The sequence below is a fragment of the Novosphingobium soli genome (genome assembly GCF_042432915.1).
Lineage (GTDB): Bacteria > Pseudomonadota > Alphaproteobacteria > Sphingomonadales > Sphingomonadaceae > Novosphingobium > Novosphingobium soli.
Genome location: NZ_JBHLWK010000005.1, coordinates 62662 through 78780 on the forward strand (window position 1 = coordinate 62662; position 16119 = coordinate 78780).

General features: G+C 67.8%; 17 protein-coding genes and 1 pseudogene. 5 read left to right on the forward strand and 13 right to left on the reverse strand.

Annotation, left to right across the window (positions count from 1 at the left end):
• A complete protein-coding gene (locus tag ACFFJC_RS01650; RefSeq protein WP_379485840.1) occupies positions 1-1338 on the forward strand; it encodes an AmpG family muropeptide MFS transporter in 1338 nt (445 codons plus the stop codon).
• Positions 1339-1356: 18 nt separating this feature from the next.
• Here ACFFJC_RS01650 and ACFFJC_RS01655 read toward each other — a convergent pair whose 3' ends face one another.
• From ACFFJC_RS01655 to trpB, 4 genes are all read right to left on the reverse strand, one after another.
• On the reverse strand, positions 1357-2673 hold the full coding sequence (locus tag ACFFJC_RS01655; protein ID WP_379485841.1) for a bifunctional folylpolyglutamate synthase/dihydrofolate synthase: 1317 nt from the start codon (positions 2671-2673) through the stop codon (positions 1357-1359).
• Positions 2674-2823: 150 nt separating this feature from the next.
• Positions 2824-3609: a tryptophan synthase subunit alpha gene (trpA, locus tag ACFFJC_RS01660; protein ID WP_379485842.1), complete on the reverse strand. Its 786-nt coding sequence runs from the start codon at positions 3607-3609 to the stop codon at positions 2824-2826.
• Positions 3609-3860, reverse strand: coding sequence for a hypothetical protein (locus ACFFJC_RS01665; protein ID WP_379485843.1), 252 nt, complete (start codon positions 3858-3860; stop codon positions 3609-3611). Before ACFFJC_RS01665 ends, trpA begins: the two co-directional genes overlap by 1 nt.
• Positions 3857-5098 (reverse strand): tryptophan synthase subunit beta, encoded by a 1242-nt coding sequence (gene trpB / locus ACFFJC_RS01670; protein ID WP_379485844.1) that lies wholly within the window; start codon positions 5096-5098, stop codon positions 3857-3859. The genes ACFFJC_RS01665 and trpB overlap by 4 nt, the downstream gene beginning before the upstream one ends.
• 269 nt (positions 5099-5367) lie before the next feature.
• On the opposite strand from trpB, the gene ACFFJC_RS01675 reads away from it, so the two are divergent.
• Complete coding sequence (locus ACFFJC_RS01675; RefSeq protein ID WP_379485845.1) at positions 5368-5835, forward strand: outer membrane protein; 468 nt, start codon at positions 5368-5370, stop codon at positions 5833-5835.
• A gap of 153 nt (positions 5836-5988) precedes the next feature.
• Here the strand turns inward: ACFFJC_RS01675 and ACFFJC_RS01680 are convergent, their stop codons facing one another.
• The 9 genes and pseudogenes from ACFFJC_RS01680 to ACFFJC_RS01720 form a co-directional block, all read right to left on the reverse strand.
• Positions 5989-6633: a phosphoribosylanthranilate isomerase gene (locus ACFFJC_RS01680; RefSeq protein WP_379485846.1), complete on the reverse strand. Its 645-nt coding sequence runs from the start codon at positions 6631-6633 to the stop codon at positions 5989-5991.
• A gap of 94 nt (positions 6634-6727) precedes the next feature.
• Positions 6728-7486, reverse strand: a complete 759-nt coding sequence (locus tag ACFFJC_RS01685; RefSeq protein ID WP_379485847.1) for an SIMPL domain-containing protein — start codon at positions 7484-7486, stop codon at positions 6728-6730.
• A 96-nt stretch (positions 7487-7582) separates the two neighbouring features.
• Positions 7583-8263, reverse strand: coding sequence for an orotidine-5'-phosphate decarboxylase (gene pyrF / locus ACFFJC_RS01690; protein WP_379485848.1), 681 nt, complete (start codon positions 8261-8263; stop codon positions 7583-7585).
• Positions 8260-8643, reverse strand: a complete 384-nt coding sequence (locus ACFFJC_RS01695) for a LapA family protein (RefSeq protein ID WP_379485849.1) — start codon at positions 8641-8643, stop codon at positions 8260-8262. The genes pyrF and ACFFJC_RS01695 overlap by 4 nt, the downstream gene beginning before the upstream one ends.
• A 147-nt stretch (positions 8644-8790) precedes the next feature.
• Entirely contained in the window at positions 8791-10101 is a 1311-nt protein-coding gene (gene purB / locus ACFFJC_RS01700) for an adenylosuccinate lyase (RefSeq protein ID WP_379485850.1), read from the reverse strand.
• An 85-nt stretch (positions 10102-10186) separates the two neighbouring features.
• Positions 10187-10543: a hypothetical protein gene (locus ACFFJC_RS01705; protein WP_379485851.1), complete on the reverse strand. Its 357-nt coding sequence runs from the start codon at positions 10541-10543 to the stop codon at positions 10187-10189.
• Between the two features lie 123 nt (positions 10544-10666).
• Positions 10667-11413, reverse strand: coding sequence for an NRDE family protein (locus ACFFJC_RS01710; RefSeq protein ID WP_379485852.1), 747 nt, complete (start codon positions 11411-11413; stop codon positions 10667-10669).
• Positions 11414-11417: 4 nt separating this feature from the next.
• Positions 11418-11582: pseudogene (locus tag ACFFJC_RS01715) on the reverse strand (JAB domain-containing protein); the annotation flags it as partial.
• 234 nt (positions 11583-11816) lie between these two features.
• A complete protein-coding gene (locus tag ACFFJC_RS01720) occupies positions 11817-12446 on the reverse strand; it encodes a Fic family protein (RefSeq protein ID WP_379485853.1) in 630 nt (209 codons plus the stop codon).
• 118 nt (positions 12447-12564) lie between these two features.
• Here ACFFJC_RS01720 and ACFFJC_RS01725 point away from each other — a divergent pair, with 118 nt between their 5' ends.
• From ACFFJC_RS01725 to ACFFJC_RS01735, 3 genes are read left to right on the forward strand one after another with little or no spacing between them, the layout of a single operon-like run.
• Positions 12565-14130, forward strand: coding sequence for a recombinase family protein (locus ACFFJC_RS01725; RefSeq protein WP_379485854.1), 1566 nt, complete (start codon positions 12565-12567; stop codon positions 14128-14130).
• Positions 14127-15035 (forward strand): plasmid partitioning protein RepB C-terminal domain-containing protein, encoded by a 909-nt coding sequence (locus tag ACFFJC_RS01730; protein ID WP_446686264.1) that lies wholly within the window; start codon positions 14127-14129, stop codon positions 15033-15035. The genes ACFFJC_RS01725 and ACFFJC_RS01730 overlap by 4 nt, the downstream gene beginning before the upstream one ends.
• Complete coding sequence (locus ACFFJC_RS01735; RefSeq protein WP_379485855.1) at positions 15028-15963, forward strand: plasmid partitioning protein RepB C-terminal domain-containing protein; 936 nt, start codon at positions 15028-15030, stop codon at positions 15961-15963. Before ACFFJC_RS01730 ends, ACFFJC_RS01735 begins: the two co-directional genes overlap by 8 nt.
• The last annotated feature ends 156 nt before the right edge of the window (positions 15964-16119 follow it).

Genomic DNA, 16119 nt, shown 5'->3' on the forward strand with positions numbered 1-16119 from the left:
GTGGACGCCGGTAGCAGTGCAGAGCGTCGCAGCGTCTGGGACTCGATCAAGCCTTATTTCGAGAAGGAATCGCTGGCCGCCTTCCTGCTCGGCCTGTCCTCCGGCTTCCCCTATGCGATGATCGGCGCAACGCTGACCACGCGCCTGGCGCAGGACGGGATCGACAAGAAGACCGTCACCGCCTTCACCCTCGCCTTCCTGGTCTACAACCTCAAGGTGTTCTGGGCCTGGGTGATCGACGGCGTCCACCTGCCGGTGCTGCACCGCATGGGCCAGCGCGTCTCGTGGATGCTGGTCTGCGGCGTCGCAGTGATCGCGGCCGTCTTCAACCTCGCGCTCGTCGACCCGGGGGCGGGCATCGGCGCCACCGTCGCCGCCGCGGTGCTGGTGGGCGTGGCCGGAGCGAGCTACGACATCGTCATCGACGCCTATCGCATCGAGACGCTCAAGCCCTACCAGCTCGGCACCGGCTCGGGCATGAGCCAGTACGGCTGGCGGATCGGCTCGGCAGGCGCAGGTGCGCTGGCCCTGGTGGTCTCGGCCCGTCACGGCTGGAGCGCGGGCTACATGGCCTGCGCGCTCTTCGCCTTGCCGGCGATGGTGACCGCGCTGGTGCTGGGCGAACCGGAGCGCCGCAAGGTGGTGGTGGAGAAGCGGGGGATGGCCGAGGTGTGGTCCTCGATCGCCGGCCCCTTCGGCGAGTTCTTCCGCCGCAACGGCGCCCTGCTGGTCCTGCTGTTCATCCTCGTCCACAAGATCGGCGACACGCTGGCGAACCTGACCTTCCGCCTGCTGTTCGACGACCTCGGCTTCAGCAACGACGAGATCGCCATCTACGACGTGGGCCTGGGCTTCTGGGCCTACCTGATCGGGGTGTTCATCGGCGGCATCGCCTATGCGCGCCTGGGGCTCAAGCGCTCGGTGCTGCTGTCGCTGTTGCTGATGGGCGTCTCCAACCTCAGCTTCGCCGTGCTCGCCGCGGCGGGCCACAGCAACTGGGGCATGGCGGGCGCGATCGGGTTCGAGAACGTCGCCTCGGGCTACGGCGGCGTGGTGGTCATCGCCTATTTCTCGGCGCTGTGCGACTTGCGCTACACGGCGGCGCAGTATGCGCTGATCTCGGCCGGGGCGAGCGTCGTCGGCCGGCTGGTGACCGGGACCACCGCGGGCGCGCTGATCGAAGCCATGGGCTACGTCAACTTCTACCTCCTGACCACGCTCGCCGCGCTGCCGGGGATCGTGCTGTTCTGGTGGATGAGCCGCTCCGGCCTGGTCGACCAGGCGATGGGCTCGGCCGGCGAGGTGGGGGACAAAGACACGGACGACGTCTTCGGCTGAGCGCCGCCTCCAGACGCCTCAGTCCGGCAGCTCCCCGTTCGCGCGCAGCACGGCGCCGGCGAGGTAGAGCGAGCCGGCGATCAGCACCGCGCGCGGGTTGCGCGGCTCCAAGCGGGCGAGGGCGCTCGCCACGTCCGGCGCGGTGGTGGTCTCGACCGGCCAGCCGGCGAAGGCTTCGGGCGGGTGGCACTCGTGGCCGGGAACGGGCACCAGCGTCACGCTCTCCACCAGCGGGTGCAAGGGATCGAGCAGCGCCGCCGGGTCCTTGCCCGCGATCATGCCGAGGATGAGGTGCGGGGCCAGCTCGCGCTCGCGCAGGAACGCCTCCAGGGCCAGGCCGGCATCGCGGTTGTGCCCGCCGTCGAGCCAGACGGGAGTGCCCGGCACCAGCCGCGTCAGCGGGCCGTCGCCCAGCCGCTGCATCCGCGCCGGCCAGTGCGCGGCCCGAATGCCCTGCGCCAGAGCGGCCGGGCTCACGCGCAGGCGGTCCTGCCGGCGCAGCATGGCGACCGCCAGCGCGGCATTGTCCGCCTGGTGCGCGCCGGGCATCCCGGGAAGGGGCAGGGTGACCGAGCCGTCCTGGTCCTCGAACCAGATGGCGTCGCTAGTCACCTGCGCCTTCCAGCTCTCGCCCCGCGCGAAGAGCGGAACGTGGTCGGACGCGGCGAGCGACTGGAGGATGGCCATGACCTCGTGCGGGTAGGCCTGGGTGACCAGCGGCACCTGCGGGCGCCGGATGCCCGCCTTCTCGAAGGCGATGCGGGAGAGCGGCTCCGCCGGGGTCCCGTCCTCGGGCGCGAGGAGGAAGCGCTCGTGGTCGATGCCGAGCGTGGCGATGCCGCAGACCAGCGGCGCGGGCAGGACGTTGGTGGCGTCGAACCGCCCGCCGAGCCCCACCTCGACCACGCAGGCGTCCGCGGGGTGGCGCGCGAAGGCCAGGAAGCTGGCGCCGATGGTGACCTCGAAGAAGCTGACCTGCAGCCCCTCGGCGGCATCCAGCACTTCGCCCAGCAGCGCCGCGAGCGCGTCGTCCTCCACCAGCCGGCCCGCGATGCGGATGCGCTCGTTGTAGCGGACGAGGTGGGGACTGGTGATCGCGTGGACCGACAGCCCTTCCGCCTCCAGGATCGCGCGCAGGTAGGCGCAGGTCGAGCCCTTGCCGTTGGTGCCGGCGACGTGGAAGGCGGGCGGGATCGCCAGGTGCGGGTCGCCCAACCGGGCGAGCAGCGTGCGGATCGCCTCGAGGCCGAGGCGCCCCTGCGGCAACGACAGCGCGGCGAGCCGGTCGAGCTGCGCCTGGACGGCGGGTGCGTCCGAAACCGCGAAATCCTTCATTGGTGCCTCCGCGATGCCTCGCGCGCCGGGGCTTCGACAGGCTCAGCCCGAGCGGGATACAGAGCAACTTCGCAAGCCATCGAACCGAGACTTTCTCTCAAATCCGCTCGGGCCGCGCTTGTCGAAGCCCCTGCCGTCCAGCGGAACAGGTCAAGCCTCGTCGCGGGCCGAGTGAACCGCTTCGGCCAGCGATGCCGTGTAGTCCTGCAAGGGCCCCGGAGCGGCGTCGCCGTGCTGCTTGACGATGTCGACGAAGGCCGAGCCGACGACCACCCCGTCGGCGACCCTGGCGATGGCGGCGGCCTGCTCGGGCGTGCGCACGCCGAAGCCGACCGCGACCGGAATGTCGCTGGCCGCCTTGAGCCGGGCCACCGCGTCTTCGATCGAACCCTGCGCCGCCTGCTGCATGCCGGTGATGCCCGCGACCGAGACGTAGTAGAGGAAGCCCGAGGAGCCCTCCAGCACCTTGGGCAGGCGCGCCGCGTCGGTGGTCGGCGTGGCAAGGCGGATCAGCGACACGCCGCGCGCGCGCAGGGCCGGGCCGAGCGCGGCGTCCTCCTCGCTGGGGATGTCGACGCAGATCACGCCATCGACGCCGGCCGCGGCGCATTCCTGCGCGAACCACTCGGGGCCGCGGATGGTCATCGGGTTGGCGTAGCCCATCAGCACCAGCGGCACCTGCGGGTGACGCTGGCGAAAGGCGGCGGCGATGGCGAAGATGTCGGCGGTGCGGGTGCCCTTGGCGAGCGAGCGCAGGTTCGCTTCCTGGATCGCCGGGCCGTCCGCCATCGGATCGGTGAAGGGCATGCCCAACTCGATCACGTCCGCGCCGCCCGCGACCAGCGCGTCGAGGTTGGCCGCGGTGTCGCCGTCGCCCCCGGTGATGAAGCAGACGAGGGCAGGCCCCTTGGCGAAGGCGGTTTCGAAGCGGGTCATCAGGAGAACAGCGTCTTTCCGGAGAAGCGGAGAATGGCGGCGGTCAGGCCGATGTACAGGGCGAGGTAGGCCAGGCTGATGGCGATCTCGCCCCAGCTCCCGCGGAATGCGAAAGCCCAGAAGTAGCCGGCGCCGGAGAGATCGAAGCTGCGGGCCCGCACCAGCTCGGCCAGGACCTTGATCGCCGGGAACACCGCCACCCACAGGAGGGCGGCGTCGATCAGCGACCGCTGCCACCCGCCCTTCTTCAAAGCTCCACTCCCAGCGCCTCGGCCACCGTGAAGATGTCCTTGTCGCCGCGGCCCGAGACGTTGACGACGAGCAGCCTGTCGGCGTCCATCTCGGCCGTCAGCTGCGGCAGCGCGGCCAGGGCGTGAGCGCTTTCGAGAGCGGGGATGATGCCTTCCAGCGCGCAGCAGAGCTGGAACGCCTCGAGCGCCTGCGCGTCGGTGATCGGCAGGTAGCGGACGCGACCGCTCTCGTGCAGCCAGGAGTGCTCGGGGCCGAGGCCCGGATAGTCCAGCCCCGCGCTGATCGAATGGGCCTCGGTGATCTGGCCGTCCTCGTCCTGGAGCAGGTAGGTCTTGTTGCCGTGGAGGATGCCCGGCCGGCCGCCGGTGAGGCTGGCGGCATGCTGGCCGCTCTCGATCCCGTGGCCGGCGGCCTCGATCCCCACCATCGCCACCTCGGGATCGTCGAGGAAGGGGTGGAACATGCCGATCGCGTTCGACCCGCCACCCACCGCCGCCACGAGCATGTCGGGCAGGCGGCCCTCGGCCTCCAGCATCTGCTGCTTCGTCTCGGTGCCGATCACGCTCTGGAAGTCGCGCACCAGCTCGGGATAGGGATGCGGGCCGGCGGCGGTGCCGATGATGTAGAAGGTGTCGTGGACGTTGGCGACCCAGTGGCGCAGTGCCTCGTTCATCGCGTCCTTGAGCGTCTCCGCGCCGCTGGTGACAGGCTGCACCTCGGCGCCCAGCAGCTTCATGCGGAACACGTTGGGCTTCTGCCGCTCGACATCCTTGGCGCCCATGAAGATCGTGCAGGGCAGGCCGAAGCGCGCCGCGACGGTGGCGGTGGCGACGCCGTGCTGGCCGGCCCCGGTCTCGGCGATGATCTTCGTCTTGCCCATGCGGATGGCCAGGAGAATCTGGCCGATGCAGTTGTTGATCTTGTGCGCGCCGGTATGGTTCAGGTCCTCGCGCTTGAAGTAGATTTTCGGGCCCTTGCCTTCGGGCGCGAGGGCGCGGAAGTGCTCGGTGATGCGCGGAGCCGGGTAGAGCGGGCTGGGCCGCCCCACGAAGGTCCGCAGCAGGTCCTCGAACTCGGCCTGGAAGGCGGAGTCGCCCTGCGCCTTGCGGTACTCTGCCTCGAGATCGAGGATGAGCGGCATCAGCGTTTCGGCGACGTAACGGCCGCCGAACTGGCCGAAGTGACCGGTTTCGTCGGGCAGCGAGCGCAGCGAGTTCGCGGGCGGTTGAGCAGTCATGATCCGGGCGATTGGCAGAGGGCTAGTCCCTTGTCCAGACGCCATTCGCGCAGCCACCCGGGCAAGCGTGCGATGGTGATCGCAAGTGCCGCTTACAATTGCAAATGTCGCAACTCGGGTCAGGCCAAAAGCATCAAAGTGTCTCCGCCCGGCAGCTTTGTGACGTTCCTGCTGATCCCGTGAAATTTTCGTTCATGTGACCGCAAGGAACCCAGGCCCAGCGGCGTGCTCCCCGGTGAGGGCCGGGATGAAATACTGGAGTACAGAATATGCGTATTGCACTTGTCTCGCTCGCCGCGGCTGCCGCCGTGGCCGCCGCCACTCCCGCCCTGGCCAACGAGGCCCGCATCGAGGCGCGCACCGGCGTGATCTGGGACGGTAGCGACAGCGATGCAGTTGCGGGCGTTGCCGTGGGCTACGACTACGACCTCGGCGAAAAGCTTTTCGTGGGTGTGCAGGGTTCGGCCGACAAGGTGCTGACCGGCGGCACCCGCGTCTCGTGGGGCGCCGGCGGCCGCATCGGCGCCCGCGTTCTCCCGGCCACCAAGGTCTACGCGCTGGCGGACTGGCAGTCGAAGAACTGCCGCAGCTGCAACAGCGCGGTGGGCGTGGGCGGCGGCGTCCAGCAGGACCTCGGCTCGCGCACCTACCTCAAGGCCGAGTACCAGCACCTGCTGGTCGGCGACCACACCACCGACGCCGATCGTGGCCTCGTCGGCGTGGGCGTGAAGTTCTGATCGCTTGGAGCCTGCGCGCGCCGCAAGTCCCGAGTGGGCGTGCGCAGGCGTCGAGACAGGGCGGTCCGGAAACGGGCCGCCCTTTTTCGTGCACGGGCCCCCTCGGGCGGCAGAGTCTGACGGCAGAGTTTGGCGGCAGAGTTAGCGGCAGGGTCAGGCGGCGGAGCGGACCGCGGCGCAGAAGGCAGCGATGCGATCCGCGTCCTTGACGCCCGGCGCGCTCTCGACGCCCGAGGAGGTGTCGACCAGCGGCGCTCCGGTCTGCCGGATCGCCTCGGCCACATTCGCGGGATCGAGACCGCCGGCCAGGCCCCAGGCGACGGGACCTTTCCAATGGGCGACGAGGCTCCAGTCGAAGCTCAGTCCCATGCCGCCGGGCAGGGTGCCCTTCGGCGTCTTGGCGTCGAACAGGACGAGGTCCACGGCGCCCGCGTAAGCCGTCGCGCGCGCCACGTCGGCCGCGGTCGCCACGGGCAGCGCCTTCCACACCGGGATGCCGAAGCGGGCGCGCAGCTGGGCGGTCCGCTCGGGCGTTTCGGCGCCGTGGAGCTGGAGCGCGTCGAGCCGGGCCGCGGCCTGTGCCTCGCCGATCAGCGCGTCGTCGGCATCGACGAAGAGCCCGACGCGCCCGACGCGCCCGGCGGCGCGCTCCGCAAGGGGGGCGGCCTCGGCCGGCGTCACTGCCCTTGGGCTCGGGGCGAAGAACACCAGCCCGATGTGCGCCGCCCGCGCGCGGATCGCCGCTTCGAGCGCCGCGGGGGTGCTGATGCCGCAGATCTTGATCGCCGCGGTGGGCATAGGCGCTCCTGTCGTGTCGAGAGGACCGGTATCTAGCGGCCCGCGCGCAGCCCGCAAGCGCGCAGCCCGCAAGGACGCCGCGCGGGTCCGCGCCTCAGGGCGCCAGTTCGAACTGCACGGTCACGTTGACGGTCATCTCGAGCTCGCCGGCGGCGACCGGCGGGGCCGGTGCGGCAGCGGAATCCATGGCCGCCTTGCGCACGTACATCACCGGTTGCGGCACGTAGCCGCCGCTCTCGCTGATGGAGACGATGCGCGCCACGCGCAGCCCCGAGGCGCGGGCGTAGAGCTCGGCGCGGGCACGGGCGGACTTCATCGCCTCCGCGCGCGCCTCGTCCTGCGCCGCCTGCGGCTCGGCGAGCGTGAAATTGGGGCCGTTCACCTGGTTCGCCCCGGCGTTGACCAGCGCATCGATGACCTTGCCCATGTCGCCCAGCTTGCGCTGCCGGACCGAGACGGAGTTGTTGGCCTGGTAGCCGACGATGCGCTGGGGGCCTTCCTCGTAGCTGCCGTCGGGCAGGCGCTTGGGACGCGCGTAGACGGGATTGACGCTCAGGTTGCTGGTCTGCACGTCCTTGTCCGCGATGCCGGCGCGCTTGAGCGCGGCGATGACCTGGCTCATCTGGGCAGAATTGGCGGACAGGGCCTCGCTCGCGGTGGTTCCCTGCGTGGTCACCCCGGCGGTGTAGTTGGCCAGGTCCGGCTCGCGCGTGGAGGACCCTTCGGCCATGACGGTGAGCAGGGTGTGCCCCGCCTCGATGGCGGGCACGGGCATCTGCTGCGCGAGCGCCGGCGCGGCGGAGATCGCCAGCGCGCCGAGGGCGGCCGCTGCGGTAAGGCTCAGGCGGTTCATGTGATGTCGCACTCCCATGGCTTTCGATCGGGATGAACGATCTGGATGGGAGCAGGTTGCGACGGGCTGAACGACCGCGTCGACGGATGGCGCGCTTCAGAGCGTGGCTTCGATCGCCCGCGCCGCGGCGAGCGGGTCCTCCGCCCGGCTGATCGGCCGCCCGATCACCAGCACGCTGGCGCCCGCGTCGCGTGCTTCGCGGGGCGTGACGGTGCGCTTCTGGTCGCCGCTGGCCTTGCCGCTGCCGGGCCGCAGGCCGGGCACGACGAAGTAGCCGTCCTTCCACTGCTTGTGGACCGCACCCACCTCGTGGCCCGAGCAGACGATGCCGTCCAGCCCGGCCGCGTGCGCCAGCTCGGCGAGGCGCAGCGCCTGGTCGTGGGGATCCGCGCTCACCCCGATGGCGGCGAGGTCGTCCCCGTCGAGGCTGGTGAGCACGGTGACGGCCACCACCTTGCAGTTCTCTCCCGCCGCGGCCTTGGCATCCTCCATCATCGCGCGGCCGCCTGCGGCGTGGATGGTGACGATGGAGGGCTGTAGCACGTGGATCGCCTGCATCGCGCCGGCAACCGTATTGGGGATGTCGTGCAGCTTGAGGTCGAGGAAGATCGGCAGGCCGACCTTGTGGAGTTCGTGGACGCCGTGGTGGCCGTGGGCGCAGAAGAACTCCAGCCCCAGCTTGATCCCGCCGATGTGCCCGGAGACCTTGCGTGCAAGCGCCTCGGCGGCATCGAGCCGGGGCAGGTCGAGGGCGAGGTAGACGGGATTGCGGTTCATGTCTTCGGGGTTTCCACTGGTGTGTCGAGCGGGGTGCCGGATCCAGCCTCGGGAATGGCGGACGGCGTGGTGATGGCGGGGGTGACCGGGGCGGGCGCCGCGGTGGTCGTCGGGGCTGCCGACGTGGCGCGCAGCGAGTTCTCGAGCGTGGCGATGCGGCGGTGCAGCCCCCAGCGCACGGCACGCAGGTAGAGCCACATGGGCAGCATGCCGAGGCCGAAGAACAGCAGCGCGACGACGCCGACCGGCCATTCGAAATGGATGTAGTTCCCGTCCTGCAGCGGCCAGAAATTCACCGGAACCTTGTTCCAGTTCATGGCGATGAACGCGACGAGTATGGCGGTGGCCACGATCCACGCGATGGTGCGGATGACCTGCATGCTTCCTCCTGCTTATCCCCCGCGTGAGCGGCCGATGCTAGGCGGGATTTCGGGGCAAGGGAAGGGGTTGGGCGTGCCCGGTCGACACCGCGCGTCCGTTCCCGCCGGCTTCGACCGACCCGGGCCGGTCGAAGCGGGTCGCCGGATTCAGCCGAACACGCGCGCGAAGATGGTGTCGACGTTCTTGAAGTGGTAGTCGAGGTTGAACTTGTCCTCGATCACCTGCGCGGGAAGCGCCGCGGCCACTTCGGGATCGGCCTTGAGCAGTTCGAGCAGGCTCAGCGCGCCGTCCGATTCCCACACCTTCATCGCGTTGCGCTGCACCAGGCGATAGCTCTCGTCGCGGCTGAGGCCGGCCTGGGTCAGCGCCAGCAGCACGCGCTGCGAGTGGACGAGCCCGCCCATGCGGTCGAGGTTCTTCTGCATGCGCGCGGGATAGACCAGCAGCTTGTCGATCACCCCGGTGAGGCGGCCCAGCGCGAAGTCGAGAGTGATGGTGGCGTCGGGGCCGATGAAGCGCTCGACCGAGGAATGCGAGATGTCGCGCTCGTGCCACAGCGCCACGTTCTCCATCGCCGGGACGACGGCCGAGCGGACCACGCGCGCGAGGCCGGTGAGGTTCTCGGTCAGCACCGGGTTGCGCTTGTGCGGCATCGCCGACGAGCCCTTCTGGCCGGGCGAGAAGTATTCCTCCGCCTCGAGCACTTCGGTGCGCTGGAGGTGGCGGACCTCGATCGCGAGGCGCTCGATCGAGCTGGCGATGACGCCCAGCACGGCGAAGAACATGGCGTGGCGGTCGCGCGGGATGACCTGGGTGGAGACCGGCTCCACGGCGAGGCCCATCTTGTCGGCGACGTACTGCTCCACCGCCGGGTCGACGTTGGCGAACGTGCCCACCGCGCCGGAGATCGCGCAAGTGGCCACCTCCTCGCGTGCGGCGAGCAGGCGCTTGCGGCAGCGCGCGAACTCGGCGTAGGCCTCGGCCATCTTGAGCCCGAAGGTCACCGGCTCGGCGTGGATGCCGTGGCTGCGGCCGATCGTGGGGGTGTACTTGTGCTCCTCGGCCCGGCGCCGGATCGCGGCGAGCAGGGCGTCGAGGTCTTCCAGCAGGATGTCGGCGGCCTGGACGAGCTGCACGTTGAGCGTGGTGTCGAGCACGTCGGAGCTGGTCATGCCCTGGTGCATGAAGCGCGCCTCCGGGCCGACCTGCTGGGCCACCCAGTCGAGGAAGGCGATGACGTCGTGCTTGGTCACCGCCTCGATCGCGTCGATCGCGGCGACGTCGATCTTCGGGGCGGTCGCCCACCAGTCCCACAGGGCCTTGCCGGCGCTCGGCGGCACGGTGCCCATCTCGCCCATCTTGACGGCCGCGTGGGCCTCGATCTCGAACCAGATGCGATAGCGCGCCTCGGGCTCCCAGATCGCGGTCATCGCGGGGCGGGCGTAGCGGGGGACCATGTTCGACTCCTTCAGGCTGGCGCGCCTGCCGCTAGGCGGCGCGAACCCGAAAGGCAAGGGCGGCAACCCTGCCGCACGCCCATGCTCAGAGCGTGAATGCGTCCTTCAGATCGGTCGTGAACTTCTCCCAGGCGGGCTTCACCAGCCGCTTCAGCTCGGCCAGCCCGACGAACAGGAGGAACACGCCGATCAGCGCCAGCGCCGCCGCGGTCACCCCGGTCGCCACCTCGATGGCGAAGGCGATGGAGACGATGCCGGTAAGCCCGTACACCAGCTTCATGAAGCTGGAGGCGTTCTGGAAGTTCTCCCGCACGTTCTGCTGCATGGTGGCCTTCAGTTCCGCGGCCTCGCGGGACTTCACCTGCAGAAAGCCCTTGAGCTGGCAGACCTTGACGTTCAGCGTGTCGCGCGAAATCCCCAGAGTATCGGCTACGTAATTCACCCTGGCCGATTCGCTTTCATTGAGTACTGCCTCGCCCCACATCGCCCATGCCTCCGATGATTACTCGCGCGCACCATATGGCGCGGTCCCCGGAAGTCCAGCGCCCTCTTCACGTTCTTGCGGTCAGCTGGCCGGCCAGGAGAACCGCAGGCGCACGTCCCCGCTCCGGGCTGCCGCCGCATCGAAGCTGCGCTCCACGATCGTCCCGCGGCCATGGCGGTCGATGGTGATGACCGTGCTGCACCGCGTGCCGTACGTCTCGTCCCGGATGAACACGGGAGCGAAGCGGGGCTCCGGAGCGGCTGCGGCGGTGTCGGCTGCTTGCGCGGGCGTCTCGTCGCGCAGCACCGCCAGCAAGGGCTCGAGTTCGGCATCGCCCGCGGCCAGCCAGCGCTCGATGGCGGCGCCCACCTGCAGCGTCTTGGGCCAGGGCACGTCGAACCCGCCGTTGGAAAGCCCGTGGATGCCCCGGACGAGCGGGCGCGCCTCCACGTGCGGATGGTTGGTCAGGAAGGTCGCCCGGTCGTGCCCGGCGAGGATCAGGTTGAACGGGTTCATCGCCGCCATCGGCCCGGCGAGATCGTGCGGCGGAGTCCCGGCAAGCAGGTCCGTCACCAGCTTCCCGCGCGAGGGCCGGCCGGGCTGCGCGCCCTCCGGCACGCGGTAGTTGGTGACCAGCGCGAAGCGGCCGGCCTCGGTCACGCCGAGCCAGGTGCCGCCGCCGGTCAGGTCGGTGCCGGCGATCAGCCCCGACCCATCCCGCCACCGCGCAAGCGGCGCGGCGGGGCGGGCGTGGAACTCGTCGCGGTTGCCGGCGACGACGAGCAGCCAGTCGGGATGGGCGTCCCAGGCGATCGCGGCGACGCACATCGGCTCAGATCAGGCCCTTGGCCCGCAGCGAGACGTGCCCCTCGCGCCCGATCACGACGTGGTCGTGGACCGTGACGCCGAGCAGGCGGCCCGCTTCGGCGATCCGGTGGGTGACCTCGATGTCGGCGCGGCTTGGCTGGGGCGAGCCGGAGGGATGGTTGTGCATCATTCCACGGCGTCCATTATCATTTTGATATTCAATGATTTTTTTGAAGAACCCCTGAAGGTGGTGCCGTGGTTTGGGAGCTGCACTTAGTGCGCTATCGTGATCGTCACGGGCGATCATCAGCGCGCTCAGCGAGTTCGCGTCACGCACGGCACCGAACTTCATCCTTTCCGCCTCACAATTCAAGCCCACCGATTCGGCGGAGCCCCTCGGGGCATCCACGAGCTGGCATTCCGGCTATCCAGTCGTCTTGCGATACCGCCCTTTCCTCGGTGATCCAACATAGCATATGAGATCTGCCGCCTTGAGCGCGGCGATGTCCCGTCGCGCGGTTTTCAGACTGACGTCCCAAACAGCCGCGATCTCCCTGGCGTCGCATCGACCCTCGACGACTCGGCCCAGAAACCAGCGTTGTCGCTCATTGATCTCTGCCCGATCAGGGACATTTATAGGGTCACGTTCAGGGACACGTTCAGGGTCATATTCTCGCGCACCCGTTGCTGAATGTCCGCCAGCGGCTTCGCCGGCGGCATAGGCTTCACGGGCTCTGGCAAGCGATATGCGATCCACCGGGCCGGTCAACGTGATCGCCGCCGGGCCTTCGAGCAGGCCGAGAACGAAGGCCCTGATGACGGGCGACGAAACCACCAGGCGCAGGAAATACACCGTATCCGGCCCGTGCTGCGCTGAGAGCCAATGCTTCACGGTCCTCTCGCTCGCATCCGTCTGACGCATGAGCTGCTTGATCGCACGGCGGCTGTCTCCATGCTCTTTGCGCAGCAGCTCGGCGATGGTCTGCGCGTAGGTGTCGCGTCCGCCAAGAACGCCTGTCCATAGGGGAAATTTCCTGCCCGTTTTCGGCAACATCTTCCGTTTTCTCCGCAGCTAAACTGGTTTCCGTGCGGAGTGGCGGCAGAGGCCCGTCATGCGCTGCGGCGGTAGGTCGCCCGGACCGCCGCAGGCAATTTCGGGAGGGCGTAATGTGATGGGCCAGCGACTTTACGATGATCGGTCAGGGCAGCCTGAACGTCCTCTTCGGGCTGCCGAATACGTCCGCATGTCCACGGACCATCAAAAATATTCGACCGAAAACCAGTCCGACGCGATCAAGCAGTATGCTGAAGCCCGCGGAATAGAGATCGTCAGAACCTATGCCGATGCGGGGAAAAGCGGCCTCAAGATTGAGGGACGCGACGCGCTCAGACAGCTCATCGAGGACGTGCAGTCCGGGAACACCGATTTCACCTTGGTTCTCGTCTATGACGTCAGCCGCTGGGGGCGTTTTCAGGATGCCGACGAGAGCGCCTATTACGAGTATATCTGCCGACGCGCCGGCATCGCCGTCGAGTATTGCGCGGAGCAATTCGACAACGACGGCAGCCCGATCTCGACCATCGTCAAAGGCGTCAAGCGTGCGATGGCCGGCGAGTATAGCCGTGAGCTATCGACCAAGGTGTTTGCGGGCCAGGGCCGGCTGATCGAGAAGGGCTATCGTCAGGGCGGACCTGCCGGCTTCGGTCTCCGCCGAACCCTGATCGACGAGCATGGCGTCATCAAAGGGGTTCTGGGCCGTGGGGAGCACAAGAGCATCCAGACCGATCGGGTGATCCTGACGCTTGGCCCGGCGGAAGAAGTCGATCTGGTGCGCGGCATCTACCAAGCCTTCGTCCATCAGGGATACAGCGAGCGGGAGATCGCTGCCGATCTCAACCAACGGGGCCTACCGACCGATCTTGGACGACCCTGGACCAGGGGGACGGTCCATCAGATTCTGATCAACGAGAAATACGTCGGCGACAACGTATGGAATCGCCGCTCCTTCAAGCTGAAGAAAAAGCGCGTCCAGAACGATCCCGAGATGTGGATCAGGTCGCCGGACGCCTTCGTGGCCGTCGTCGAACGGGAATTGTTCGAGGCGGCCAGGACCATCATCAGCGCGCGCTCCTTCCGTTTGAGTGACGAGGAGATGCTCCAATCTCTGAGGAAGCTCTACCAACAGAAGGGTTTGCTGTCCGGCATCGTCATCGACGAATGCGAGGGGATGCCATCCAGTAGCGCCTATAGCTCTCGCTTTGGCAGCCTGCTTCGCGCCTACGGCCTCGTGGGCTTCACGCCGGATCGCGACTACCGATATGTCGAAATCAACCGCGAGCTGCGCAAGCTCCATACCGAAATCGTCCGCGAGGTGCTCGACGGATTGCGGGCTGCGGGTAGCGACGCCTGGCAGGATCTTCAGACCGACCGGGTGATCGTCAACGGCGAGTTCAGCCTCTCGGTGGTGGTAGCCCGGTGCGTCGAGACGGCGACTGGGCTGCTGCGGTGGCATCTGCGCTTCGACACCTCGCTCGCGCCCGACATCACGATCGTCGTGCGAATGGACAGCGCCAATCGCGCGCCGTTCGACTACTACCTGTTCCCGCGTATCGACATGCTCTCCGAAAAGCTGCGGCTGGGAGAGGAGAATACGCTCGGGCTCGACACCTATCGCTTCGACGGCCTCGAGCTTCTCTACGACATTGCCACGCCCATTCCTCTTGGGGAGGCCGCATGATGCCTGCCGTCCGTCCGAACAGGATCGAAATGATCCCGATCTCTCGGATCACCGTTCTGAACCCACGCGCGCGCAACAGGCGTCAGCACCGGGAGATCGTGAACAACATTGAGGCCATCGGCCTGAAGCGTCCGATCACGGTGAGCCGCCGTGATGGCGCCGGGGGGCCGAGATACGATCTCGTCTGTGGCGAAGGCCGGCTGGAAGCCTTCCAGATGTTGGGTCAGACGGAGATTCCGGCCGTGGTGATCGAGGCCAGCGAGAGCGAGTGTCTCGTGATGAGCCTGGTCGAGAATATCGCGCGGCGCACCCCGCGGCCCATAGACGTCATGAAAGAGATCGGCGCTCTGAGGTCTCGCGGCTATAGCGATGCCGAGATCGCCGAGAAGATCGGCGTCGGGGCGTCCTGGGTGAATATGATCGCTTCGCTTCTTGAGCGCGGCGAGGAACGGCTGGTGGCCGCGGTCGAAACCGGGCTCATTCCGATCACCCTGGCGATGGAGATTTCCAAGGCGGAGACGGAAGAGGCACAGAATCTGCTCCTTGACGCCTATGAGACCGGCAAGCTCAGGGGCAAGAAGCTGGCCGCCGTCCGCCGCCTGCTCGACATGCGGATGCGAAGCCAGCGCAAGGGAGGTTTGCCCGCCGGTCGGTTGGGTCGGAAAGGCACCGGGGTCCGCCGAATGACGGCCGCCGCTCTCATGCAGGTCTATCAGCGTGAGGCGGAAAAGCAGCGCCTGCTCGTCAAGAAGTCGGATTTCACGCAGACCCGCCTGCTGTTCGTCGTCGAGGCGCTGAAGGATCTGCTCGCCAACGACGGCTTCATCAATCTGCTGAGAGCGGAAGGGCTGGCGACCATGCCTCGGGCGCTCAAAGTCCGCGTTTCGGGAGGCGATCATGGCTGATGAACCGAGGGGCCGGGAGGATGGGCGTATTCATCTCGCCTTCGACCGAGACTTCCTGACAATTCCTGTCGCGGCGATCGTTCCGCTCAAGACGTTGCCGAACGGCGCCAAGGCGAGCCGGTCCTATTCGCAGGTTCTAAGTTCCATCAAGGCGATCGGTCTGATCGAAGCGCCCGTCGTTATGGCGGATGAAAAGAACCCCGGAACCTGGTTTCTCCTGGATGGCAACCTTCGGCTGGAAGCGCTGAAGGAACTCGGCATTGCTGAGGTGGAGTGCCTGCTCGCCTCTGACGACGACACCTATACCTACAACAAGCGCATCAACCGCATCCCGCCGATCCAGGAGCACCGGATGATTGCGCGCGCGATGGATCGAGGCGTGTCATCCGCCGACATCGCCGCGGCCCTGAACCTCCAGGTCGAGTCAGTGCTGCGGCGTTTCCGGCTGCTGGAAGGGATCAGCCCCGAGGCGGCCGAGATGCTGAAAGACACGCCTTGCTCGATGAAGGTGTTCGACATTCTGCGTCAGATGACGGCCGTGCGGCAGATCGAAGCCGCCGATCTGATGATCGGCCAGAACAATTTCACGGTCATGTTTGCCCGCGCGTTGCGCGCGGCGACATCCGAAAACCAGCTTGCCGCCACCAAGAGGGGAAAGGGCGGCGGCAAGCCGACGCCCTCGGGTCAACAGATCGCCCGGATGGAGCGGGAACTGGCGGCGCTCCAGACGCAGGTCAAGTCGGTCGAGGAAACCTACGGGATCGACAATCTGCATTTGACCGTCGCGCGTGGATACGTCGCCAAGCTCCTTGCGAACAATCGCGTGGTCCGTTGGTTGGCGACCCATCAGCAGGACTATCTCAGCGAGTTTCAGAAGATCGCCGAGATCGACACGCTCGGCCCGATCGCGGAAACGCCGAGCGCCTGAGTCAGATATGGGGACCCGGACCCGATAAGCGCGGGGACCATGGGAGAAGCCGCACCGTGGGGCGGATCAAGCATGGCGGTGGGAATGGCGGCGAACCCGCATGAGGCCCACCAGGCTGGCCGTCATATGGTCCAGCCGCATGAGGGGCGGTTCGCC